Origin of the sequence: Mesorhizobium sp. M5C.F.Cr.IN.023.01.1.1 (assembly GCF_003997585.1) — a bacterium.
Taxonomy (GTDB): domain Bacteria; phylum Pseudomonadota; class Alphaproteobacteria; order Rhizobiales; family Rhizobiaceae; genus Mesorhizobium; species Mesorhizobium wenxiniae.
Map to the genome: position 1 here is coordinate 1 of NZ_RZSU01000007.1, position 20535 is coordinate 20535.

30 protein-coding genes and 1 pseudogene are annotated in these 20535 nt (G+C 60.4%); 12 read left to right on the forward strand and 19 right to left on the reverse strand.

Annotated elements, in window-relative coordinates:
- Window positions 1-41: 41 nt before the first annotated feature.
- Entirely contained in the window at window positions 42-410 is a 369-nt protein-coding gene (locus tag EOA78_RS04615) for a hypothetical protein (RefSeq protein ID WP_127314078.1), read from the reverse strand.
- A gap of 216 nt (window positions 411-626) precedes the next feature.
- Here EOA78_RS04615 and EOA78_RS04620 point away from each other — a divergent pair, with 216 nt between their 5' ends.
- The 5 genes and pseudogenes from EOA78_RS04620 (at window position 627) to EOA78_RS04640 (ending at window position 2589) form a co-directional block, all read left to right on the forward strand.
- Window positions 627-866 carry a helix-turn-helix transcriptional regulator gene (locus tag EOA78_RS04620; RefSeq protein WP_127314079.1) on the forward strand — a complete coding sequence of 80 codons (240 nt, stop codon included), beginning with the start codon at window positions 627-629 and terminating at the stop codon, window positions 864-866.
- Window positions 863-1636, forward strand: coding sequence for a hypothetical protein (locus EOA78_RS04625; protein ID WP_127314080.1), 774 nt, complete (start codon window positions 863-865; stop codon window positions 1634-1636). Before EOA78_RS04620 ends, EOA78_RS04625 begins: the two co-directional genes overlap by 4 nt.
- A gap of 84 nt (window positions 1637-1720) precedes the next feature.
- A complete protein-coding gene (locus EOA78_RS04630) occupies window positions 1721-1954 on the forward strand; it encodes a hypothetical protein (protein ID WP_127314081.1) in 234 nt (77 codons plus the stop codon).
- Window positions 1955-2119: 165 nt separating this feature from the next.
- Window positions 2120-2299 (forward strand): hypothetical protein, encoded by a 180-nt coding sequence (locus EOA78_RS04635; RefSeq protein ID WP_127314082.1) that lies wholly within the window; start codon window positions 2120-2122, stop codon window positions 2297-2299.
- A 4-nt stretch (window positions 2300-2303) separates the two neighbouring features.
- A pseudogene (locus EOA78_RS04640) lies at window positions 2304-2589 on the forward strand (hypothetical protein).
- A gap of 170 nt (window positions 2590-2759) precedes the next feature.
- On the opposite strand, the gene EOA78_RS04645 reads toward EOA78_RS04640, so the two are convergent.
- Window positions 2760-3131, reverse strand: coding sequence for a hypothetical protein (locus EOA78_RS04645; RefSeq protein ID WP_127314083.1), 372 nt, complete (start codon window positions 3129-3131; stop codon window positions 2760-2762).
- Window positions 3128-3421: a hypothetical protein gene (locus EOA78_RS04650; RefSeq protein WP_127314084.1), complete on the reverse strand. Its 294-nt coding sequence runs from the start codon at window positions 3419-3421 to the stop codon at window positions 3128-3130. Before EOA78_RS04650 ends, EOA78_RS04645 begins: the two co-directional genes overlap by 4 nt.
- An 86-nt stretch (window positions 3422-3507) precedes the next feature.
- On the opposite strand from EOA78_RS04650, the gene EOA78_RS35855 reads away from it, so the two are divergent.
- The 4 genes from EOA78_RS35855 (at window position 3508) to EOA78_RS04665 (ending at window position 4944) form a co-directional block, all read left to right on the forward strand.
- Window positions 3508-3684 carry a hypothetical protein gene (locus tag EOA78_RS35855; protein WP_164783640.1) on the forward strand — a complete coding sequence of 59 codons (177 nt, stop codon included), beginning with the start codon at window positions 3508-3510 and terminating at the stop codon, window positions 3682-3684.
- On the forward strand, window positions 3684-3929 hold the full coding sequence (locus EOA78_RS04655) for a hypothetical protein (RefSeq protein WP_127314190.1): 246 nt from the start codon (window positions 3684-3686) through the stop codon (window positions 3927-3929). Before EOA78_RS35855 ends, EOA78_RS04655 begins: the two co-directional genes overlap by 1 nt.
- A 134-nt stretch (window positions 3930-4063) precedes the next feature.
- A complete protein-coding gene (locus EOA78_RS36400; RefSeq protein WP_206533407.1) occupies window positions 4064-4330 on the forward strand; it encodes an RNA-binding protein in 267 nt (88 codons plus the stop codon).
- A gap of 329 nt (window positions 4331-4659) precedes the next feature.
- Window positions 4660-4944: a hypothetical protein gene (locus EOA78_RS04665; protein ID WP_127314085.1), complete on the forward strand. Its 285-nt coding sequence runs from the start codon at window positions 4660-4662 to the stop codon at window positions 4942-4944.
- A 279-nt stretch (window positions 4945-5223) separates the two neighbouring features.
- Here the strand turns inward: EOA78_RS04665 and EOA78_RS36870 are convergent, their stop codons facing one another.
- The 8 genes from EOA78_RS36870 to EOA78_RS04705 all read right to left on the reverse strand — a co-directional run bounded on the left by EOA78_RS36870 (window position 5224) and on the right by EOA78_RS04705 (window position 10531).
- A complete protein-coding gene (locus tag EOA78_RS36870) occupies window positions 5224-5547 on the reverse strand; it encodes a hypothetical protein (protein WP_245477397.1) in 324 nt (107 codons plus the stop codon).
- Between the two features lie 64 nt (window positions 5548-5611).
- Entirely contained in the window at window positions 5612-5833 is a 222-nt protein-coding gene (locus EOA78_RS04675; RefSeq protein ID WP_127314086.1) for a hypothetical protein, read from the reverse strand.
- Between the two features lie 243 nt (window positions 5834-6076).
- Window positions 6077-6586, reverse strand: coding sequence for a DUF2243 domain-containing protein (locus tag EOA78_RS04680; RefSeq protein ID WP_127314087.1), 510 nt, complete (start codon window positions 6584-6586; stop codon window positions 6077-6079).
- On the reverse strand, window positions 6558-6758 hold the full coding sequence (locus EOA78_RS37690) for a KTSC domain-containing protein (RefSeq protein ID WP_281034029.1): 201 nt from the start codon (window positions 6756-6758) through the stop codon (window positions 6558-6560). Before EOA78_RS37690 ends, EOA78_RS04680 begins: the two co-directional genes overlap by 29 nt.
- A 247-nt stretch (window positions 6759-7005) precedes the next feature.
- Window positions 7006-7887, reverse strand: coding sequence for a DUF2935 domain-containing protein (locus EOA78_RS04690; protein WP_164783641.1), 882 nt, complete (start codon window positions 7885-7887; stop codon window positions 7006-7008).
- A gap of 421 nt (window positions 7888-8308) precedes the next feature.
- The gene (locus tag EOA78_RS04695; protein WP_127314089.1) at window positions 8309-9025 is read right to left on the reverse strand and encodes a pentapeptide repeat-containing protein; all 717 of its coding nucleotides are present in this window, start codon (window positions 9023-9025) and stop codon (window positions 8309-8311) included.
- Between the two features lie 642 nt (window positions 9026-9667).
- A complete protein-coding gene (locus tag EOA78_RS37890) occupies window positions 9668-10228 on the reverse strand; it encodes a hypothetical protein (RefSeq protein ID WP_348628463.1) in 561 nt (186 codons plus the stop codon).
- A gap of 66 nt (window positions 10229-10294) precedes the next feature.
- Complete coding sequence (locus tag EOA78_RS04705) at window positions 10295-10531, reverse strand: hypothetical protein (RefSeq protein ID WP_127314091.1); 237 nt, start codon at window positions 10529-10531, stop codon at window positions 10295-10297.
- Between the two features lie 421 nt (window positions 10532-10952).
- On the opposite strand from EOA78_RS04705, the gene EOA78_RS04710 reads away from it, so the two are divergent.
- The 3 genes from EOA78_RS04710 to EOA78_RS04720 all read left to right on the forward strand — a co-directional run bounded on the left by EOA78_RS04710 (window position 10953) and on the right by EOA78_RS04720 (window position 13518).
- Window positions 10953-11957 carry an HWE histidine kinase domain-containing protein gene (locus EOA78_RS04710; protein WP_127314092.1) on the forward strand — a complete coding sequence of 335 codons (1005 nt, stop codon included), beginning with the start codon at window positions 10953-10955 and terminating at the stop codon, window positions 11955-11957.
- Between the two features lie 10 nt (window positions 11958-11967).
- Window positions 11968-12324, forward strand: coding sequence for a response regulator (locus tag EOA78_RS04715; RefSeq protein ID WP_127314093.1), 357 nt, complete (start codon window positions 11968-11970; stop codon window positions 12322-12324).
- A gap of 420 nt (window positions 12325-12744) precedes the next feature.
- Window positions 12745-13518: a thermonuclease family protein gene (locus EOA78_RS04720; protein ID WP_245477398.1), complete on the forward strand. Its 774-nt coding sequence runs from the start codon at window positions 12745-12747 to the stop codon at window positions 13516-13518.
- Window positions 13519-13735: 217 nt separating this feature from the next.
- Here EOA78_RS04720 and EOA78_RS04725 read toward each other — a convergent pair whose 3' ends face one another.
- The 8 genes from EOA78_RS04725 to EOA78_RS04765 form a co-directional block, all read right to left on the reverse strand.
- Window positions 13736-14194 carry a hypothetical protein gene (locus tag EOA78_RS04725; RefSeq protein ID WP_127314094.1) on the reverse strand — a complete coding sequence of 153 codons (459 nt, stop codon included), beginning with the start codon at window positions 14192-14194 and terminating at the stop codon, window positions 13736-13738.
- A gap of 198 nt (window positions 14195-14392) precedes the next feature.
- Window positions 14393-14689 carry a hypothetical protein gene (locus tag EOA78_RS04735; RefSeq protein ID WP_245477399.1) on the reverse strand — a complete coding sequence of 99 codons (297 nt, stop codon included), beginning with the start codon at window positions 14687-14689 and terminating at the stop codon, window positions 14393-14395.
- Complete coding sequence (locus tag EOA78_RS04740) at window positions 14686-15807, reverse strand: N-acetylmuramidase domain-containing protein (RefSeq protein ID WP_127314096.1); 1122 nt, start codon at window positions 15805-15807, stop codon at window positions 14686-14688. The genes EOA78_RS04735 and EOA78_RS04740 overlap by 4 nt, the downstream gene beginning before the upstream one ends.
- Window positions 15808-15962: 155 nt before the next feature.
- Entirely contained in the window at window positions 15963-17216 is a 1254-nt protein-coding gene (locus EOA78_RS04745; RefSeq protein ID WP_127314097.1) for a hypothetical protein, read from the reverse strand.
- Window positions 17216-17521 (reverse strand): hypothetical protein, encoded by a 306-nt coding sequence (locus EOA78_RS04750; protein ID WP_127314098.1) that lies wholly within the window; start codon window positions 17519-17521, stop codon window positions 17216-17218. Before EOA78_RS04750 ends, EOA78_RS04745 begins: the two co-directional genes overlap by 1 nt.
- 73 nt (window positions 17522-17594) lie before the next feature.
- Window positions 17595-17783 (reverse strand): hypothetical protein, encoded by a 189-nt coding sequence (locus EOA78_RS04755; protein WP_127314099.1) that lies wholly within the window; start codon window positions 17781-17783, stop codon window positions 17595-17597.
- Entirely contained in the window at window positions 17780-19927 is a 2148-nt protein-coding gene (locus EOA78_RS04760) for an Ig domain-containing protein (RefSeq protein ID WP_206533408.1), read from the reverse strand. The genes EOA78_RS04755 and EOA78_RS04760 overlap by 4 nt, the downstream gene beginning before the upstream one ends.
- Window positions 19928-19958: 31 nt before the next feature.
- Entirely contained in the window at window positions 19959-20522 is a 564-nt protein-coding gene (locus tag EOA78_RS04765) for a hypothetical protein (protein ID WP_127314100.1), read from the reverse strand.
- Between the last annotated feature and the right edge of the window lie 13 nt (window positions 20523-20535).

Genomic DNA, 20535 nt, shown 5'->3' on the forward strand with positions numbered 1-20535 from the left:
CGTGTCAGAGACGCAAAAGGGTTCGACGGTCGGCGCGGTGCTCATATTCCCCGTTCCCTCTTCCAGTCCATCTGATTTTGCTGACACCGGGTTCTGACGAAATTCCTGATCGTTTGGAAATCGTCGCCTCGGGCGCACATTGTTTTGACGGCAGCGATGATCGCCAGAATTTCTAACCTCAACCGCTGAGCCTCTTCCGGCGGCAGATCCAGCAGCATTGCATCGAGACTGGTCTTCTCCCGCGTAGCTGGGATCGCGTCAGCGACAGACGGCGCTGCGGTCGCGTCGATGATCGTAAAGGCTGCCGCTGCGACGGCGGCGGTGGAACCAGCTGCGAGACCAAGCAGAAGGCGACGGCGGTTGATATCGGGCATGCCTTCGGCGGCCGCCCGAACAGTGGTGTTCGGCATTTCACTTCCTCATTGCCTGTGGATGGTTTGTGTTCGCCCTGGCGCCCAGGCCACCGCCAGTGGAAGAACTGGCGCACACCCGGCAACATGGACGAAATCAAACATCGGATCATGCCCGATATCCAACAATTGCCTAGTTAACGCGCCTGATGTAACGTCATGCAAATTAAATGACTTCGGGCGCAAGTCAATACAATTTGAATGAAGTTGGAGCGAATGACGATCACAGCAGGGCAATTGCGGGCCGCGCGCGGCCTAATAGGTTGGGCGCAACAGGATCTTGCTGAGAAGGCAGAGGTTGGTCGCGCGACGATTGCCGACTTCGAAGCAGGTAAGCGAGCGCCTTATGCCACCACCTTGACGCGCCTCCAGGAGACGCTGATTGCCGCCGGCATCGAGTTCATCCCAGAGAATGGCGGCGGCGCTGGCGTGAGGCTGGCCAAGCGAAATCCATGAACAAGACGCGCGGGCAGCAGAAGAAGAAGCGAGCAAAGCCGCTCCCGATTGAAACGGCGATTGAGCGGCTTGGCGCCATGGTCGAACTAGTTGAGCGTGAGCTTCGGACGGCAATTCAACTGGAAATGTCGCTTGAAACGGCCAACAACATCGTCAAGGCCGAGTTGCACGGGCACCGGTTCTATGGGGCCGAGTGTTACGACACGGTCAAGCTCGCGACGCAGCTCTATTTGGCGATCGTGTTGGCGAAGCTCTTCGAAGAGCCGCGTCCAAAACCAGGAGAATCAATCGCCAAGAAAGCCAACCGGAGTGACGTAGCGTCCATTCCTTTGATGCTACGACTTCTTGGCCAGAAACGGTGCGTGAGGAAGCTGGTCACGGAGGCCGGGCTTTGGCAATCGTTCCGCAGCAGCGCCGACCAAACGAATGCAGCCGCGGCGGAGCGCCACGCTGCGGCAGCGCTTTCGCGATATCGGGAGCTTCGACGTTCGCGCGACGGCGGCCTGGCACTCGCCAAGTTGTCGGCCTTTCGAAACGAGTGGCTCGCACACCTTCTGCTGAAACAGTCGGAAAAGAATGTACCAAAATATGATCAGCTTTTTTTGCTGGTCGACGCGGCTCGCGATATCATCGGCGCGACAAAATTCGCCGTCAAAGGCAGCAATCTCGAATTGACCGACTGGGAAAAGGAGCGTTCGCGGATTTCCAACGCCTTCTGGAATCCGGCTCTTATCGCCGCACGTGATTGGGACAGGGAGCCGACTGCCTAAATGTCCCCCATGTGGGGCGAAGCTTGCGCGCTCGGCAGAGCTGCGCCACTCTCAGCCGAAAGAAAGCCGAGGGAGGAAACCCCGATGCCCGCAACGAAAGACCAATGGAATGCTTTCCGAGAAGAACTTAGCCAGCAGCTTGAAGATGAGCGCCGGTTTATCGCCAATGCCGAAGCAGGGAAAACCGGCATTTGGACCGTTCAGCCGGGCAAGGGAAAAGTCGACACCACGGCCGCTCATGTTGAGATATCGAGGCGTGCAGTCCTGGCCCTTGAGGGGGTAATTGCCAAGATCGATCAGGACCTTCTTGCAGAATAATCACTTGCCGTTTTCCCCGCCGAAGACAAAACTCTAGGCAGATCAACTGATACGGGGAGGGGTTCATGCGCCGTCTGCTACTTGTCGGGTATAATTTTGATGCTGACCAGTGGCCCATCTGCAAGCGGATTCATGGATGAAGGCACGTGTAAGCGAGGTGCGACGATGTACGGCTTCGATCTCGCCGATCATGTAAACGCGGTGAGTGAGCGCCTTGTGGCCTGCGTCAACTTTATTAACGATCGAGAAGTTGAAAACCACAATGCCCAACAGGAATTACTCCGCGAGTTGGCGGGGCAGATTGCATCGTTGGAGGCTAGGGTCAGTGACCTTGAACGGCGCTAGTGGAATGACACGCCGATTAATAGCGGAAGAGCTCGAAGGCGCCGCCGATCGCATCGCCGATATGTCGCGCGCGGATCTTCATCCTGCGTCGCGCTGCATTGATGCTCAGGAATGTCTCAGGCGTGCCGCTGGAGCCCACAACGGAGGACGCTCTCAGTTCCATCGCGGCTGAAATGAAAATTGGCCGGTCTGAACTCATCCAGATCGTGCTGCGCGAATGGCTGGAGACAAACGCCTATCTGCCAGTCCGAACGATCGACGAGGAAAGCGAAACGGACGGCAGCGCGTAGGCTGGGGAGCGACCAGTATGTAGAAGACCCGCCGCTACATTTGCGAAGCGACGGGTCCCATGGGTGCCGTGCATTGGGGTGCCCGGTATTGCTGACTATGCAATTGCGGTGCCAGACGTATTGACCCAGTGCGGGGCACCTGGCTTGGCGCCTGGCTTCAACACAGCGGCCTACCGCCAGTCAGCTTTGACGACACGGCGGGTATAGGCGCGCTCGACGCCGAAGACCGCTTCGTCCTTTGTGAAGACCCTCCCGTTCGCGCCACCTTCAAAACATGACCAGAACCATGTCCCGGCCTCGGTGCCGTGGAGCGTCTTCAGGATGCGACCGACTGTATCCTGCATGAAACTGGCAGCGAAGTCAGACGGCGGTGCTTTCCCGCCGATGACGGTCCTGCTCCATTCCAACCAGACGCGGGCGCCACGGTCGACAAGGAACTGAAACGCTCCCTCCTTGTTGTCGAACGTGCTCATGATCGCGCTGCCGTCCACGACCTGCCAGCCGCGCTGATAGGCGAACCGGATCTTTAGTCGTTCGCTCATCCTCGGAACCGCTCGACAAACCACTCAATCTTGCCGCCGACCTTCATCGGCTTGTGGATCATGAGGCGTTTCGGCAGGTGTTCCGGATGAACTTCCAGCAGCGTGATCTTGATCGACGGCTTGCACCGATCGCAGCTGAAGTTGAGGCTTTGCGGATCTCTGCCGCCGCCGAACACCATCATCAGATCGGCCGAGCGGTGGTAGCGGACGTTGCCGCAACTGCACTCGGCCTTGACCAGCAGGTTGTGCCGGGTCGCCTTTCCCAGGGTGTCGATCGGTTCGTGCGCCATGAGAACGAATAAGGAACATTTTTCTTGAACGTCAAGTCGGCGTGTGGAATCTTTCCACCGATCTGAAACCCACGGAGCGCATTGCTTTGAGTGATGAAATTCGCCTGCCGAGGCCAGACCAGATGACGGCGCCGGGCGTCCAGCATCATTTCTGCGAGCACCCCGGCTGCGGCAAGCACGCCGGCTGGGGCTTTGCCAGGCCTAAGCAGACGCCGCATTGGTTCTGCTTCGAACACCGCAGTGAAGGGGAGCGCTATCTGTGATTGTCAAAAAGCCAAGTCGTCATCACGATTACGCGGACCGGGAGATAGACTGCCAGGAGGCGATGGAGCCGGGATTTCAGGCCATTGTCGACTGCATGGTCGATGCCGGGTGGACGCGCGGCGAGGTGATGCGTTCGCTGCGCCGCCTAATCGCGGCCGACAACATGACGCAAAAGGAAAACGCCAAGGTCGAAATGCAACTCGCCATCGCGCGCGCCATGATGCGCGCCGGCAAGGCGCTCTAAGCTGACATTACATCCGACGGCGTCGAGTGATGCGATATCGCTCAACGCTGCTCCTCCCGAAAATATGATTCGCTGTGCTGGCCACAACGTCGCATTGTGAAGCGTCGTCCGCACCAACCGAGGCAAACGGACGCTTGAAAGAGCAGATCACGCTTTTCGCCCCGATGAGGCAGGAGGGTGTCATGACTTTCTCAAAATTCAGCAGCGTATTCACGTCGACCGACCTGGACCTTCTCCAGAAGGTATTCGACCAGCTGTGCCAAGAGCGTCGTGTGGCCCTTAAAGACCGGGACCAGAGGGAACGGCTCGCCTGCGAAGTTATTGAAGCTTTCGAGAACGGCTTCACAGACGAAACAGAGTTGTGGCAAGCGCTTTCGAAGCGCCGCACGGCCAGTGCGTGAACTTTAGGCGCTGCGCTTTATAAAGGAGCCCGTTCCGTTGAGAGGTCCGGAACAGGCCAGAAACCCACGGAGGTGGTGGCCGACCGGCAAATTCATGCGCTGAAAAAATCCGGCGCCGAGCGCCGGCACCCGGCACAAGTTATGCGATCGGCCAGGATGGGGGAAGAATGTGACAAGTGTTAGGAGCGAAGCTTCATTTGCTGAGCTGCCCAAACAAGTTCGCTCTCTGATATGTCTGGAATCGCCTCCCGCAGATTCAGTTCCGGAACATTTTAGCAAAATGGAATGTTTAGTTGGGAATGATGAAGCTGGAAGTGGAGCCCTAGGCCATGACTGTGAAGATCGGCGATGAAGTCACGCTCACCGTGACAATCCTGAAGGTGCTGGACAACGGCATGTCGAGCGTGAGCATACCGTCTTACAGCTTTCCCTTTTCGATCGACACACCTAAGAGAACAAGGGTCGGCCAGAAGGTCGAGATCACCGGCTTTGTCACTCGGGTCGATGACGAGGACGGCAAGGTGACGGTCCGGATCGAAGGAGCCGGCCTAGTCACGGTAGATGTCGAAACAGTATCGCACGAGCCCGCGCCTAGGGTGCATCGGTCCCGGTAGCCATGGCCCCTTCCGATCCCGATTAGGTTTTTGGCGGCCCGCAACGTCCTTTTAGAACAGCGATTTCGGTTTCGTGATCTCCTCCGGACATCGAGCAAGCCGTTGATCAACGAATTGTTTAGCGTGCTCCGCGATCCTGGTTGCCGAATGGAAGCTCTTGCTGAAATTGTCTCTTGCGGCGGACCCCAATCCGCTCGGCCGGTGTCTCTACTAGGCAATCTACCCCAACGCCCCCAAGGGACGCCGGCCACGTCAAGCGTGTCCGTTCGGCACCGGGTGTCAGCGCCGCGATTTCATCAACCGGGCCTGAAATACCAGTGAATTCCAGTTGGTGCCGATCAGTTCGATCAGAAGCCGAGCATCAGGCTCCGAGATACCTGTTTGCTCGGCCAATCGCCGGGCAAGAAGCTGGACGGCAGAACCACTGTCCGGCTCTGCCTTGCGCTCACCTCGCCAACCATAAGGCAGCTCCTTTGGAGTTGAACGCAGAGGGAGGCCGGATGTTTCATTTTGAAGCAGATCGGAAAACAAAAAAGCCCGCCGGCCGGAGCCAGCGGGGAACGGAAGAGAGTCCAGGTTGGGGTCAAGCCCCGCCAGCTTCAAGATTGACGTGTCCGTGAAGACCCGCAACGTCCGAACGAATGAGAAGAGCCGTTCGACGAGAGAGCTATCGGGCCTTCGCTGTCTTGCGATTCTTCGGTGCTGGCGTCGGCTCTGCAGCCGAAGCCTCCGGAAAAGCGATTTCAGCCTTCAGTCGCTGCTCCCGGAGCCGAGCTGTCTTTGCATCTCGTGCCATGCGCTCGACCTCGATCAATTCCCGGGCAGCATCCGACGTTCGCTCCCGTCTGTCGTGTTTTTCTTTATCGGTGAGGGCCTGCTTTTCCCGCATTGTTGATCCGATCTGACGGCATGGTGCAGTGTTGCCGCACCGAACGATTGTCGCCAGATCGGGTTCCACCCGGACAGCAAAAAAGCCCGCCGCACCTTTTTTACGGGCTCTACTCCGGACAATTTATAGCGGGGGCCGCCCAGTTCTTCCTCCGCGCGAGGCCCGGACTGAAGAAGAGCCAGAAGCCGCAAGGAAAGTCGTGGCCACCGGAGCACTGTTGAGCAAAGCGGGCGCCGTTGTCCGTTAAGTTCGGCGAACTTCGTCAAAACGGTCCTGTTTGGAATTTCGATAGAGCACAAAGCCGCCGGCCAGCATTACCGCGCCCCAAACTAGGAAGGCGATGTCCCAAAAGATCCATAGATCGCGCGGAACGGTCTCATTTACGTGATGCAGTCCCAAGATCTGATGATTAACAACTCCTTCGATCAAATTGAAGAGACCGAATCCGATCAAGATCGTCGCGAAAAGCAGATTGGCCGACCACCAAAAGTGAGGCTTTCTTGCTGTATTCCACAGAACGACCAAGCCAAGCACAGTTAAGATATAAGTGGCGGCATGGAAGAATCCGTCCAACATCGTGTTCAGCTTCAGATTTTCAACAGAGTTGGGCGGGTAGCCCGCGCTTGTCATCATGTGGTGCCATTGCAGAATTTGGTGGAGCACGATCCCGTCGAAAAAGCCGCCTAGGCCTAACCCTAGAAGGATACCTGCCGAAGCAGGAAATTTACGCTCTTTTCGGGGGCTGGTGGTCATTGGTGAGGCTCCGTGCCGTCGTCAAGCTAGACTGTCTGTTCCTAACGCGCGCCACAACGAGGTCCCCATTAGTAGGCGCTACACGGTACCGGAAGTGATTGCGGATGTGGTCGTTGAAGTAGCGGCCCTTGGCAAAGGCCGCTTTGAACGCGGCGAAGGTCTCCGGCGGCACGCAGTCAACGATCTAGGTGACGACGTGTTCCAAGTCCATTCACGCTTCATGCGAAGGCATAGCCGCGGGCTTGGCAACCGCCGTTAGGACGAGCCCTATCAGCCAAAACAACAGCGCCAACACTAGGGCGAGCGCGAGCGCACCTTTGGGCCCTAGCCAAGCGGTTTGCGGCTTCGGAGAGGGCGAAGTCGTAAAGGTTCAACCGCGCGCTGCGGCCGCCGAGTCGTGGCTATAAACTGAAAGTCCCTTATGCCGCGCGTTTTAACTCATCGGCGCACTTTACAGCCTCTCGTCGGACATGATCCGCCAGCAACGGATGAATGATGCTCTTAATCTCCCCTGTTTCTATCCCCTTCACAGCCGCGGTCTTGAAATCAAGGATGTCCTGCACTGCTTTCTCAGCGGGCTCCATTGAGGACGGCGGACTGTCATGCAGTTCGTCGAACGCATCGCTCGTCTCCATAGCTTTCTTGATGAGCGCGGCTTCTTGGGGGTCGAGCAGGTGTGCGATAAAGTCGGCATGCTCGCCCATGATGCGCGTCCAGAACTTCACCGCTTCGCCGCGTTCGATCTCAACATTGCCACGCGAGAGCTGTTCCAGCCGCTTCCCAAACCGTTCGGCCTCGCGGGCGGTGTGATCGAAGAAGAGAGGCCAAACAAGGCTCTTCAATTGGCCCGATTCCTGCGCTTTTCGCATCTCATATTTGAAATCCACGAACGGCTTCACCATCTCGATGGTAGACTCGTTGAAAGCGCGGTAATTGTCGGCGCTCACGTTCCCGTCGCGAACCTTCTCGAACTGCGCTCCGAACTGCGCCTGGAATTTCTCCACGCGGCTGCGCTGCGCCGCGAGCTCCGGTCCGGGCATCAGCATCGTGAAAAATTTAGCGTGCTCCGTCAGGATGTCAGTCCAGAACAGATTCTCTGCGAGGGAGTGCGCAACCGGGTCTTCCGCGCCTAGCTCAGGCAAGAAGACCTGCTTCAAACCCCCATCCTTCGTCATGACACCGGGCAAGTCATGACCGAATACGTCGAAAGCCGGCCCGACGAGTGCCGTACCCACCAGCAGTGCGCCGCCCGCCGTCAGAATGCGGCGGCGAGAGATACGAAAATGGCCTTGCGTGTCCATAGTAGTCCTCCTGCTACTTTGGGCGCACAGGCCGGACGCGCGCGCGCCCTGGTTCATCTACAACTTAGAAGCATTTAGAAGCATGAAAGGTTCCGCTACGCCTGCGGTCGAATCGAGCGCGAGGTAACGAACAAAAAACACAATGGTGGACGTCCAAACTACGATCTCGGGCAGACGTTCCCTCAAGACAAAAAGAGCGACAGCGAAAGAAAGCCCGCGCCCTCCGGGAGAGAACGCAGGCTTGATCGGAGGACACCGATCCCAGCATCGGTCTGCGAGAAGATGCTGCAAGACCGAACTTTCTTCTCAGGGTTGTGTTCCATCCACAGGCAAAAGGCCCGCCGCGCCGAAGGTGCGGCGGGCAAGTTACAGGTTCGAATCCTGTCGGGTGCAGCATTTGCCGCAGTTCGCTTGCCGACAACTATTCCTGCTGGAATTGACAGGGCCAATCTTCAGGCCTCGTCAAGCCAGAAGGCAACTCGGTCCGGGCGTCTCCGCAAGCCATGTTGAGCTGCCACTGGGACAGACCCGCCGAATTGGAAAGGTCGACGCCCTCGATACGGGTCAGAAAGAAAAAGGCGCGGTCAAAGTCTATCGGCGCGGTGAACGTCGCTCCTCGGAAGTCCGCCCGTGCGAGATTGGCAAACGAGAAGCGGCTGCCGCTGATATCGGCGTCATGGAACTGCGCACGCCCCAATTCTGCCTTTGTGAAATCAACATTGGTCAGATTGGCGTCCTGGAAATTCGAGCGCTGCATTTCCGCGCTCGCAAACACAGCGCCCTGCGCGTCCATACGGCTGAAGTCGGTCCTGTAGGCCTCGATTCTGTCGAACCGGGCGCCTTTGGCGGTCGAGTCGGCCAGGGAAGCACGCACAAGCGTTGCCTTCTCAAGATTTGCCGCAAGGAGATTGCTTTTTCTGAGGTCGGTCGAAGTGAAATCAACACCGAACAGGTTCGCCCCGCTCAGGTCCTGTCCTTCTAGGATGAGAAGCTTCTTGTCACACTCGTGCCAATTGACGCCAGGCGTCGGGGCTGCGTGGCAATTTTGAGCAGCAGTGGCGTTCTGCCAAGCAAACACAGTGCAAACCGCTAGAACCAAGCCGGATGCGCCGTAAGCTCTGGTTCGCCTCAAAGTCATTGTTGCTGGACCTCTGCTACTCGCCGACACTCAACCTTATCACATCTGCTGACAATCGAGCCACCGTGACCACCGCCGTCACAGTTAGCGCATTTCTCATATTCAAGCTTTGATGTTGATCAACCGATCAACCCGCGCGCAGGGCGCGATTTGCGAGCGGCTCCCCATATCATCGGCGGTCCAGCAGAGATTCATTTGTCACCGGCCAGGCGCATCATTCCGTAGGTATGCTTGACTAAGCCGAGGCCTCCGCTCTGGACGTTTGTCTCGCTTATTGGGAGCCTGCTCGGGTGCTGACCGCCACCGCCGGCGTCCGCTGCCGACAAGCGGCTTTGAGCTTGGCTTTTGGGACCAGCGCCTACGCACACAGCGCGGGACCGACAGCAATGGTTGCACAAGAACCACAAGACAGGCGATTATCACTGCCATTGAAGGTGACCGACCTCTGAATGACCCGCCTGTCTGTCGCTGAAGAGGTTGAAAGCGCCGCCGACCGCATCGCCGATATGTCGCGCGCCGATCTGCAGATCATCCTGCGACGCGCCGCATTGATGCTTAGAAACGTCTCCGGTGTGCCGCTTGAGCCCACAACGGAGGACGTACCTGCCGAAAGGCGCAGCAGAATAGCTATGCTCGTCACCGTCAGCCGGGAGGAGTGTAGAGCGGCTCTCTGCATCGATAAACCAAGCACTGGCCATCGCGCGTCGGCACAAACCCTACCGCTGGGATTTCCGACCAGTCGCACGCATTGCTGTACCGGCGGACGTAGAGGGCATAGGTGTTCGGGCCGGTGGTCAGCACCGCCGAGCCATGGCTCTGGATTAGCGCCTGCGTCTGTTGGCAGGTCATGGCGCGGGTGTCCGGCCTGGCCTGGGCGAGGGTTGTGAAGGCAAGCGTGACCGCTGCCGAGGTCAACGCAATCCGGCGAATGGACATGACGAGACTCTCATGATGAGCCATTTGGTTGACAAACTCGCATGTCGCAGGGCAGCTGTGCAATGGCGTCATCCAAATCGGAATTCCGGACTGGAGCAAACCGCCCGCCTCGTGCGAACTGACGGCGTGCCGGGGTGTCTGGCCGGTCGGAACTCGTTCAGATCGTGTTGCGCGAATGGCTGGAAAACCAACGCCTATCTGCCGGTCCCGGGCGATCGACGAGGAAAGCGAGACGGACGTCAGCGCGTAGGCTTCGGCGCCGGCCACTTTCAGCCCTCTCGTTCGAAAGTTGGCTTCCAATCGCGATTGCGCGCCCGCTGCTGGCCTTCGTAGTCAGGAATGCATGTGAAGAACACCGGCCGGCGGCCGGCGGCCACGGCCGGCAGCCTTGCAATTCGAGCAAACAAAGAGCCCGACCAGGTCGTCATGCATCGAGCCGTGGTCACGGCCGAGCCTGTCAATTAGCCCCTGGATATCGAGCTTCGTCGATTTGCAGCACATCGGGTGCCCGCAATTGACATAGATCGATTCGCGGGCTGCCAGAGTGTCGGCGAGGGTCTTTTGGGGCATGGCGATCTCCGTTGAAGGGCTCGCCGCAACGGAGAGGAATATAATCCTGATGCCTATGTGAAACGCAAGCGGGTCTGTTACCTAAAGCCAACCATTTCGACCGGCTATGTACATCCACGCACCAGAAATGAAGGTTGCGGCGCCCAAAATAGCGCCGAGATAGAGCCGGCCTTCGCGGGACGGACCGGCGCCTAAATAGAAGGCCGTTGCGAGGAGCAACAAGCCAACGCACATGATGCCGATCCCAATTCTCCGCATGTAGCCTTCACTTCCCTTATTCTTCCCAGAAATCCTGCAGCGAAGCATGCCGCAAATCCTCCTCGCCGCGCAGGTGCTTCACGCGGCCGATCAGCCCCGCAACGTCGATTGCAGGGCGCGGCGATTCTCTTTATTTTAGCCCTGCAATGCAGGGCTGCTCACGATGAATATGGAAGACCTTTACCGCCTTCTGCGCACCGGCCACGTTCAGTTGCAGGGTATCGTCGATACCGTTGTCGACCCACTGCTTGTGCTGGATGAAGGTCTTTCCGTACAGAATGCCAGTCGTTCCTTCTTTGAAACATTCAAAGTTGACCGGGACGAGACGATCGGGCAGCACATCTATGAGCTGGGCAACGGCCAATGGGACATTCCGGAACTGCGTCATTTGCTTTCGGCGGTGATCCCAAAAAGCATGGCCGTGATCAACTATGAGGTCGAGCACGATTTTCCGGATATAGGCCGGAGAACGATGCTTCTGACAGCTCGCACCCTGCACCATCCCGACAACGGCAGTCGTTCCCTGTTGCTATCGATGGTGGACGCAACCGATCGCTATCGCCGAGATGCAGCGAAGGACATGCAGTTCGGCGAACTCAGGCATAGGATCAAGAACCTGCTCGCTGTTGCGCAATCGATAGCCCGTCACACCACCACGGAGGGCCGTTCGGCAGAGGAATACCGTGATGATTTCCTGGGGCGTTTCAATGCCTTGGTGCAAGCGCAGGACATCGCCTTCGTCGAGCAGGACGAGCCAAATCTGGTGGCGCTGTTGGAGCGCATCCTCGCACCTTATACCGCTAATCCCGACGCAATCGTGATCGGACCCGGTGTGGCCGTTGAGCTTGATACCCGCGCGCTCCAGTCGCTCAGCCTTGTCCTGCACGAGCTAGCGACGAATGCCGCCAAGTATGGAGCACTGTCGGTATCTGATGGTCAGGTGCGGGTCAGCTGGCGGATAGAGGAAGGGAACTGCCGGCTCCGACTCAGATGGGTGGAAAGCGGCGGCCCGCCGGTGACCCCGCCCGCTACGACGGGCTACGGTACTGAACTCATCCAATCCGCTACGACCTACAGCCTCGGAGGGCAGGTGGAACTGAAGTACCTAGTAGGCGGTTTGGAGACTGAGATCGTCATTCCGCTGGGGAGTGCCGCTCGCCCGGGCTGAATGCCGTTCCATGCAGAAAACCGTTTTGATTGTGGAGGACGAGTTTCTTGTAGCGATGGACCTCAAGCTGTTGCTTGAGTATCACGGCTGGCGGGTCATGGGCCCGGTGGCCACCGTGCGAGATGCGCTGCGCCTGTTAGAGGACGAAGTGCCCGCAGTGGCGCTCCTCGACGTTAACCTCGGAACAGAACTCGTCACGCCGCTAGCCGAGATCTTGAAAGCGCGAAATGTGCCTTTCGCCGTGGCAAGCGCCTATGACAGGCCCGATCAAGTCGGCGGCGAGGTTCTGGCTGGAGCACCTAATGCCGGTAAACCGACTGGCGAGCGTCGTCTGCTGGCTGCGTTGACGCAACTGACAGGGTCCTGACCATCCCTTAAGGAGCGTTTCTGGCTGCTTCATCATACCGAGCCAGAACATCAACCCTCTAACGTTTGTGAATTGAAAGCCCGCGCCTCTGGCGGAGAGCGCGGGCCCCGATCGGGTTGTTGCCGAACCCGATCTACAGCGGGCAGCGAGAGGGGCATGCCCGCCGCTCAAAGACAATTTTTATAAATTGCTAAAGTTCCGCCCTGTCTAGTGCATCGGAAATTGCAGGAGCCGGCGGTTGGCACCTTCCGGCACGGCGGCTTATTGCGGCTTCTGGACTCTCGCCCGGAATGGCGGCATTCTCTCTTCGGGAGAGAGGGCGTGGGCAAAGGCCACCGATATCAGGGCGCCAATCAGGCTGACCGCTGGCGAAGGCGCGCCGGCAGAAGAATGCCGTCAAGGTGGCTGCCGAAACCGCTCTTGGGGCTGATCTTCCTCGGCGCCGGCACGATTGCCGCCGCAGTCACCCAATTCGCGATCCAGAGCACCGCCGGCCAACAGGGCGCCTCTGGCCTCCAAAGCACCATAACAAACTGGACAGAACCATTGCCCGGCCCCATGAAAGGCCGCGCCTCCGTGATCGATGGCGACACAGTAGAGATTGCCGGTCAGCGCATCCGCTTCAATGGCATCGACGCACCGGAGCGCCGACAGTACTGCGATGACGCGAAGGGCTTCGAATACCCCTGCGGGCGCCGGGCAGCCCATGCGCTAGACAAGTTCCTGGCCACCTCTCGGCCACTGCATTGCAGCTTCGTCGGCCGGGATCCTTATGGCCGCCTCGTCGGGAACTGCGATCGCGCGGATGGCCGCAGTGTGCAGAAATGGCTCGTCGAACAAGGCTATGCTCTAGACTGGTCTCGCTATTCCAACGGGGCGTTTGCGCCCGAGCAGGCTACTGCGAAGGCGGCGCATCGCGGCCTATGGCAGGGCCGCTTTGATCAGCCTTGGGATTGGCGCGCTACCAACGCTGACAACGTCGAAACGGTCAGCGAGCAATCGACCGGCGTCGGCCTCCTCGGCGGCTTGACCTGCAAAATCAAGGGAAACGTCAGCTCGAGCGGCGAGCGCATCTATCACATGCCTGGGCAGAAATATTACAGCCGGACTGCGATCTCGACCGGCAAGGGGGAGCGCTGGTTCTGCAGCGAGGCAGAAGCCCTATCAGCGGGCTGGCGAAAAGCGCGACGGTGACGTCCGCCTTGCTCTTGTGCCGCAGCTATTGCGCGATTTTGGTTCCGTTGCAGCCCGCACCCTCCAGGAGAGAGCGCGAGCTTGATCGGAGGACACCGATCGCAGCATCGGTCTGCGAGAACATGCTGCAAAGGCCCTAACTGTCGTCTCAAGCCTTTGTTCCAAACGCAAAAAGCCCGCCGGACCTTTCGGCACGGCGGGCTATGGGGGGCGCGGATCAGTTGCCAGGCTGCGGCGGCGATCGGCTCCTTTGCTCGGCGACCGCCTGCACCGTGGCGGTGAGCGCGGCAACCGCATTCGACAGGCCGACGATACTGTCCTGAACCCTGTCGAGGCGGTTCAGTGTGGCGGCCTGAAACTTTTCGCTCGAGGCTGAGTCTTGCGTCTGCTTGATCTCAACGGAGAGAAGGCGGTCACTGACTTTCGAAGCCTGGTCGATGGCGGATTGCGCCGTCTTCTCCACGGTTTCTATGCGTGCCGACGTCACCTTCGTCTGGCTCTCCGCCGCCTCGCGATGCGAGGCGATCTTCTGGTCCTGGGCCTCGAACTTGCCGTCGAGATATTGTCCGCCCAGCCAGACCAGGAAGCCGACAAGGGGCAGAGAGAGCGCCATAGATACCCGCGCTATGGCAAGAAGCACAACGTTCTCTGCGATCTTCTGCGCGTTTCCGCTCATCTCTTCACCTTCCACAAGCCCGGCCCTTTCTTGGTGATGCACTACGATCATTTCAGCTCGGCACGGCGCGCGGCACTCGCCTTGGTGTGGCGGTCGCATTCGTCCCTGACGTAGAGGCCGATGGCGCAGCCAGGCGCCATCGCCCGGTCGATCCGGTTCTGATCCTCAGCGGTCTTGCCCTGGGCGCCGGCCAGGCTGCTACCGAGGGCCGAACGAAGTGCGGGAACACCGCTGACGCCGGAAATCCCACACCCCGCCACCGTCAATGCAGTCGTCAAAAGAACGGCTGGCCTCAATCCCCTTGTTGATCGCATCCTGATTGTCCTTCTGGATCTGGTCGCGGACTTCCTCCGCACCCTGGTGCTTGATGTAGGCGTAGACGCCCCATGCAGCGCCGGAAGCGACGAGTATGGTGACGCCGATCGCGACGACGCTGGCGAGCGCCTGGCTGATACCGAGACGGCTGGCGACGAAGGTGAGGATTGCCGCCATCATGCAAGCACTTCGTCCGGTGCAGCCTCGACGGCAGTCGCGTTGCTGCCGATGTCGCCTTCATCGGTGCGGCGGCTCTTCCACCATCCCCACGCGATCCAGGCGAGACCGCCGAGCACAAGCAAGACAGCGATCACCGACAGGATGCCGGAGATCCATTCCAGGCCCGGTATCCACGAGGTTTTCTCGGCCGCCTGCTCTACGGTCTGCCGCGCGACTTCCACGCCGGCGCCACCGACCACGCCGCCAAGCCCTTCCTTGGCCTCAGGCGTCTCGGTGACGCCCTGCTTGCCTGGTTCCTCCTCCGGCGCCTGCTTCCACGCCTCGAGGCGGCGGATCGTTTCCGGCCCGGCGACGCCGTCGGCGGTGACCTTCTGCGCCTTCTGGAACTCGCGCACGGCGTCGCGCGTCGACGGACCATAGTCGCCGTCGACGTTGACGGCATAGCCGGCGCGCACCAGCAGCGCCTGCAGCGCGCGCACCCGGGCGCCGCTCGATCCCATTCGAAGCATTCCGGTGGCGCCCGAGACGGGCGGCGAACCGCTGAGGCGCTTGTAGGCTGCCGCCATCTTCAGGTGGTAGCCCTGCTTCTTGTAGGCCGGCCCGTTGTAGCCGCGGGCAAAGGCGGAAAAATCCAGGCGGCGCAGCTCGTCGGCCAGGCCGAACTTATCGATGTAGCGGGCCATGATGTCGATCTGGCCGGCAGCATTGCTGCGGGCGAGCTTGATCATGTCGTCGACGCTGGCGAAGCCGAGTTTCTTCCAATGCGCCGTCATCACCTGGCCGAGGCCGATCGAGATCGATTCCAGCGCGGCCTGCCGGTCGATCTTCGTCGCCCGCGTTAGCAGCACCCAGCGGGCGGCCTGGGACGCCGGGTTTTTCACCGCGCCGGCTTTTGGGCTGGACAGGCCTTGCGCGCGGGCGGCGACACGCTTCGTGGCGTTTAGCCGCGCATCGAAGTAATGGCCCTCGAAACGGATCAGCGGTTCCTGCCTGCCCTTGACCATGGCAAACGGCCGGCCGTCGCTTTCGACCTCGGCAGCGGCCTGCAGCGCGGCGTCCGGGCATTTGAGGCGATCGGCAAGCTCGCCGATGGCGCGCAGCGTCAAGGCGTCGAACATGAGAGGTCCTTTCCGCCCTCGCGGGCCGGTTGCGTGATCGCGGAAGTTGCAATTTCAGATCTGGCGAGGCAGTTTGCCGACGCGCGCCCTGTCATTGAACCCGACGAGCGCTGGACGAGAGAGGGTCGGCGTTCGTCGCGCCGGCCCTTTTCGTTTTACAGCGGCGCGAAGGAGCCGCCGGCCATGTAGAAGCTGACGACGCCACCGCCCGGATTGGTCGCGGTGATCGCCTGGTTGGTCTGCGCCGACGCGTTGATCCTGGCCGCCGTCACCTGTGACCTTTGGTTGGAATCGAAGTGAATTTCAGGCGGCAGTTCATCCACATTGGTCCAGTCGATGCTGTTGCCAGTGCCGGATGCCCCGTCGCGATAGCAGCCGAAGATCTGGGCGCCACCAGCCGGACAGTCATTGTTCCTGGTGAAGCTCGATCCGCCAGTGAGACCGCCTGCCGTGTCGGTGGCGGCGTTGGCAAGACCGACCGTGCGGACCACGCTGACCTGGCAATCCAGCGTCGCCCCAGCATTTGAGATCGACGGCACGATATCGCCGGTCGTGCCGGTCGGCACCGCAGCGGTATAGAGCGCGGCGTTGACGCTGCCTGAAGCGGCCGCCTCTGCGACCTTGGTGGCCACCACGCCACCGATCGTACAACCGGTGAAGGCCGAGTTGGCGGCGCCATCCTGGTACGTGACCCACGCGCGGATGCAGCGATCGGCGCGCGCGGCACCGAAGCTTTTCCCTGTAAAAGTCGGTGCCGCATTGTTGACGATACTGCCGGTATCAGTCCCCGACACGCCGACAGCAACATCGACGGCCGCCGTAGCCGCACTCTCCGTCGGCGTTCCGGAGCCCGCAGCGTTGGTCGCGGTCACCGTGCAGGTGATGGTGTTGCCGGCGTCGCCCGTGACCGGAACATAGGTGTTTTGATTGCTGCCGACGTTCGATCCGGCCGACTTCCATTGGTAAGCATAGGTCTGGCTGCCGCCACCGCTCCAGGTGCCCGTCGAGCAAGTCAGCGTCAATCCGACCAGGGCGCTGCCGGTGATAGCCGGTGCCACGGTGTTGACGGGAACGGCAATGACGGCAGACGTGGCCCCGCTGCTGGCCGGCGTCGAGCCTCCGGCATTGGTGGCCGTCACTACGACGGTGATCACCTTGCCGACATCGCCACTCACGGGCATGTAGGTGTTTTGGTTCGACCCGACATTGGTGCCATCGGCCTTCCACTGATAGGCGAACGTGTCGACACCGTTTAGCCATGTGCCGGTCGAGGCAGTCAGGGTCGAGCCGACATGGGCATTGCCACTGATGGCGGGCAGCACGGAATTTTCGGGCGCAATGACCGGCGGCGCGGACGCACCGGCACCGCGCTGCAGGCCGAGCCCAAGCCCGAGGCGGTTCATCGCCATCAGGCGGCCTCGACGGCGACCTTTTCGCCGTCCCGGATGCCGAACGTGTAGGGAATGTTGGCCTTGATCTTGCGCGCCGTTCCGGTGCCATCCGTCGCGATCGTGGAATCTGGGTCAGAGCTGATCGCTACCCAGCAATCCGCATCGGCAAGCAGTTCGACGATCTCTTCGGTAGCAGCAGCCGAAAGCGCGCCAGTTGCCGGCATGGTGATGGTTTCGGTTCGGCAATTCGCGCCTTGCGCCACAGGGGCGACGTAGTGGTGCGAACCATCAATTTTCGAGAAGGTGACGATCAGCGTGGCCATCGGTGGTTCCTTTCCAGAGGTTCAAAGATCGAGGGCTCTTTCCCCCCTTGTGGGAGAGATGGCTGACAGGCGTTCAGTCCGCCTTCTTAACTTCGATGCCCGCGCGCCGGGCCTTCTCGCGGAAGTGCTCGAACTGCGCGCGGTCCATGTCGTCGCTCTCGCTCTCGTGCTGGTCGGAGCGCCAGACGATGCGATGTGAGTTCGCGCTGCGGGTCATCTTCTTGGTGTTGTAGATGCGGTACAGGAAATGAAAGTCGGTCATGGAAACAGTCCTGCGCACGAGAAGTTATTCATGTCCGCGACGAACGTCACCACTGGACCGCTGCCGTTGCCCCAATCCGTCTGGAAGGCAATCATCTTGCCGTCAGGGGAGATGATGCCGTGCGTCTCCCGGTCGTATTCGATGGTCCCGCTCTTGTGGGTGAAGCAGACGCGGCCGACGACCGAGCCGTCCATCGCCACGATGACGATCTGGCTGACATAGATGTCGTTGGCGTTGTCGCTGTCGGGCCAGTAGTCCGTCGAAATCCAGAGCGTGACGATATCGTGAGAGCGGGCGGACGTGTGGTAGGTGAACGCGTCCGGGCCGATGACAGTCGTCGTGCCGTTGCTCAACCGGCGCTTGATCAGGTCGCCGCTCGCCGAACGGTCCCCGCCGACCATGTACTCGATGCCCCCTTCGACCGCGAAGGAGTAGTGCGACGGCTTCTCGTCTTCCGAGAAGTGGAGATGGTGCGTGCCATCGATCAGATGAATGTCGTGCGTGCCGTCGTCGTTGCCGCGCACGATGTAATTGCCGAGCGGCGAGATGCTGACGCCGCCGTCGGTGATCTCGATGCCGTCCAGATCGATGACGCCGAGAACCGTGTCGGTGCTGATCTTGAAGGCGAAACAGACTTCATGGCCGTCGCTGTCGCGGGTCGCTTGGATCGGCACGATGTCGCTGTCCCACGAAAGCTCGCCCTCGTACAGACCTATGGTCATGTCCGAGTAGGTGCCGTTGAAATCGTGGGTGACGTCGTAGGTGCCGTCCGTAACGTCGTAGTGGCAGATCGCGTCGCCGATGACGGCGATCATCAGGTCCGGTTCGACCTCGCTCCAACGGGCTTCCTCCCAGCCCCCCGGACGATCCCAGCAGTACACGGGCTCGCCGGTCGCGCCGTTGACAAAGATGTTCCCGGAGTAGCCTCCCGAGCCCGCATTCTTTTCGAAGTAGGCAAGCGCCATGTTCGAATTCCAGAAGTCGTGCTTGGGGTATTGAGCCCGGCAGATGTCGCCGTAGAGCTTGCCCGTGAACGACCCGATCTGCGTCCCGGGCACACCGGACCAGCGCATGATCGGCACGAGGAGATCGTCCGTGTAGGGGACGAAGGGATCGGGCATCGGGTCTGCGTTCGGCGTATAGATCGCGCTGTCGGTGATCATCGGCGTCAGACTGCCGGCCTCGGTGACCTCCAGATCAAACGCTGCGAGATCGTCTGTGGCCCCGAGATCGTCCGTGACCCTGATAACAATGTCCTCTGAAATTCCTGGCGTGGTCGGCGTTCCGGTAACCGCCCCTGTCGAGCCGTTCAGAGTGATGCCTGCCGGTAGCGAACCAGAGAACACAGAGTATGCGTAGGGCGCCGTGCCGCCTGTTGCCGAGACTGTAAAGCCAGCATAGGCCACGTCTTCTTCGGTGGTCAGCACCGGGGTGCCGCTGATTTCCAGGGGATCGGGCAAGTCGGTCAGCGCCGTCAGCGCCGCCGGCAGCTTCGCCGGATAGAGCGTGATCGAGCGGATATAGATGTCGTTCAGCGAGTTCCCGCTGCCGACGCCATCATGGCCGAACAGGATGGTATCGACCGCGGTAACATGGGTCAGATAATCCACCGTCTGCGTGATCGCGGCGCCGCCGTCGTCGCACCAGGCATATTCGTAGTCGCCGCCGCCGACGTCGCGCGCGAGCGTCATGGCGATCTTGTGCAGGCCCGACCCCGAAATGGCGTCCGAGATGTCCAGGTCCCAGTAATCGAACAGGGCGCCGTTGGCGTTGGCGATGATGGCTTCGTCGGCAACGTCGAAGTTGATGTCGTCGCCGATGAAGATCAGAAACCCGGATGGCGAGATGGCGCTGTTTAGCTCGACCAGGATGGTGCAGCCCGCCGCCAGTCCAGAAGTCAGGTCCGACAGCAGCGCGCCGATCGCCTTCGGCCGGTTGCCGTTCGACGGCGTGATCCGCATGCCGGACGCGGAGATGGCGCCGGCATCGAAATCGCCGCCGAGCAGGGTCGCGATGGCACGCACGGCGCCGCCGGCGAAATACTGCCCGTTGACGAAATCGAGGAAGCCGTCGGCGCCGTCGGGCACCCACGCCGGCGTGCCCTGGGCCGGGGCGCTGCGCTGCGCCAGCGTCCCCAGCATCATCGCCCGCACTCCGGGAGAAAGCTGATCGACATCAAGTCACGTCCTCGGCTAGCAGGCCGATGATGTCCCACTCGTCGGTGGCGACCTTCTTCAGCGTTACCGTCGCGCCGCGCCCGCCGGTCATGTCGAGGAAGCCGGCAATGCCGTTCAGCGTCGGGCCGTCGGTCAATGTATCGAAGATGATCGGCTCGTCGGCAGCTTGCCGATACGTCAGCTCGGTATCGACCGGGAATGCGACCGCCGAATTGAGCGGCACCGTCACCGTGCAGCCGTCGGCATGGGTGCAACGCTTGTATGAGTTGGCGTCGGCAAGCACCGGCGTGTGGGTGTCGGTCGTGACCGTCGCCACCACCGACGGCCGGAAATTCGCCTGCGGCAGCGTGAACGGGCCGAAGACCGTCGCGTCCTCCAGATAGATCGTCATCTGGGTGCCGACGACGATGATGTTGGAGATGTTGACCGGCTCGGGCGGGTTGTCCTCGATCGCCTGGATGCGCTGGTCGAGGTCATAAAAATTACCGTCGACCTGAAGCGCAGTCAGGTTGTAGCCCTGCCCGACGCCCCAGGCGCCAGTGGTCCGGTAGACGATTGTCATCAGGAAAAATCCT

What these genes read in the sequence shown, in the direction of transcription:
- EOA78_RS04615 (WP_127314078.1), bottom strand. Translation starts at nt 410, where the DNA reads ATGCCGAACACCACTGTTCGGGCGGCCGCCGAAGGCATGCCCGATATC.
- EOA78_RS04620 (WP_127314079.1), top strand. Translation starts at nt 627, where the DNA reads ATGACGATCACAGCAGGGCAATTGCGGGCCGCGCGCGGCCTAATAGGT.
- EOA78_RS04625 (WP_127314080.1), top strand. Translation starts at nt 863, where the DNA reads ATGAACAAGACGCGCGGGCAGCAGAAGAAGAAGCGAGCAAAGCCGCTC.
- EOA78_RS04630 (WP_127314081.1), top strand. Translation starts at nt 1,721, where the DNA reads ATGCCCGCAACGAAAGACCAATGGAATGCTTTCCGAGAAGAACTTAGC.
- EOA78_RS04635 (WP_127314082.1), top strand. Translation starts at nt 2,120, where the DNA reads ATGTACGGCTTCGATCTCGCCGATCATGTAAACGCGGTGAGTGAGCGC.
- EOA78_RS04645 (WP_127314083.1), bottom strand. Translation starts at nt 3,131, where the DNA reads ATGAGCGAACGACTAAAGATCCGGTTCGCCTATCAGCGCGGCTGGCAG.
- EOA78_RS04650 (WP_127314084.1), bottom strand. Translation starts at nt 3,421, where the DNA reads ATGGCGCACGAACCGATCGACACCCTGGGAAAGGCGACCCGGCACAAC.
- EOA78_RS04665 (WP_127314085.1), top strand. Translation starts at nt 4,660, where the DNA reads ATGACTGTGAAGATCGGCGATGAAGTCACGCTCACCGTGACAATCCTG.
- EOA78_RS04675 (WP_127314086.1), bottom strand. Translation starts at nt 5,833, where the DNA reads ATGCGGGAAAAGCAGGCCCTCACCGATAAAGAAAAACACGACAGACGG.
- EOA78_RS04680 (WP_127314087.1), bottom strand. Translation starts at nt 6,586, where the DNA reads ATGACCACCAGCCCCCGAAAAGAGCGTAAATTTCCTGCTTCGGCAGGT.
- EOA78_RS04690 (WP_164783641.1), bottom strand. Translation starts at nt 7,887, where the DNA reads ATGGACACGCAAGGCCATTTTCGTATCTCTCGCCGCCGCATTCTGACG.
- EOA78_RS04695 (WP_127314089.1), bottom strand. Translation starts at nt 9,025, where the DNA reads ATGACTTTGAGGCGAACCAGAGCTTACGGCGCATCCGGCTTGGTTCTA.
- EOA78_RS04705 (WP_127314091.1), bottom strand. Translation starts at nt 10,531, where the DNA reads ATGCCCCAAAAGACCCTCGCCGACACTCTGGCAGCCCGCGAATCGATC.
- EOA78_RS04710 (WP_127314092.1), top strand. Translation starts at nt 10,953, where the DNA reads ATGAATATGGAAGACCTTTACCGCCTTCTGCGCACCGGCCACGTTCAG.
- EOA78_RS04715 (WP_127314093.1), top strand. Translation starts at nt 11,968, where the DNA reads ATGCAGAAAACCGTTTTGATTGTGGAGGACGAGTTTCTTGTAGCGATG.
- EOA78_RS04725 (WP_127314094.1), bottom strand. Translation starts at nt 14,194, where the DNA reads ATGAGCGGAAACGCGCAGAAGATCGCAGAGAACGTTGTGCTTCTTGCC.
- EOA78_RS04735 (WP_245477399.1), bottom strand. Translation starts at nt 14,689, where the DNA reads ATGATGGCGGCAATCCTCACCTTCGTCGCCAGCCGTCTCGGTATCAGC.
- EOA78_RS04740 (WP_127314096.1), bottom strand. Translation starts at nt 15,807, where the DNA reads ATGTTCGACGCCTTGACGCTGCGCGCCATCGGCGAGCTTGCCGATCGC.
- EOA78_RS04745 (WP_127314097.1), bottom strand. Translation starts at nt 17,216, where the DNA reads ATGGCGATGAACCGCCTCGGGCTTGGGCTCGGCCTGCAGCGCGGTGCC.
- EOA78_RS04750 (WP_127314098.1), bottom strand. Translation starts at nt 17,521, where the DNA reads ATGGCCACGCTGATCGTCACCTTCTCGAAAATTGATGGTTCGCACCAC.
- EOA78_RS04755 (WP_127314099.1), bottom strand. Translation starts at nt 17,783, where the DNA reads ATGACCGACTTTCATTTCCTGTACCGCATCTACAACACCAAGAAGATG.
- EOA78_RS04760 (WP_206533408.1), bottom strand. Translation starts at nt 19,927, where the DNA reads ATGATGCTGGGGACGCTGGCGCAGCGCAGCGCCCCGGCCCAGGGCACG.
- EOA78_RS04765 (WP_127314100.1), bottom strand. Translation starts at nt 20,522, where the DNA reads ATGACAATCGTCTACCGGACCACTGGCGCCTGGGGCGTCGGGCAGGGC.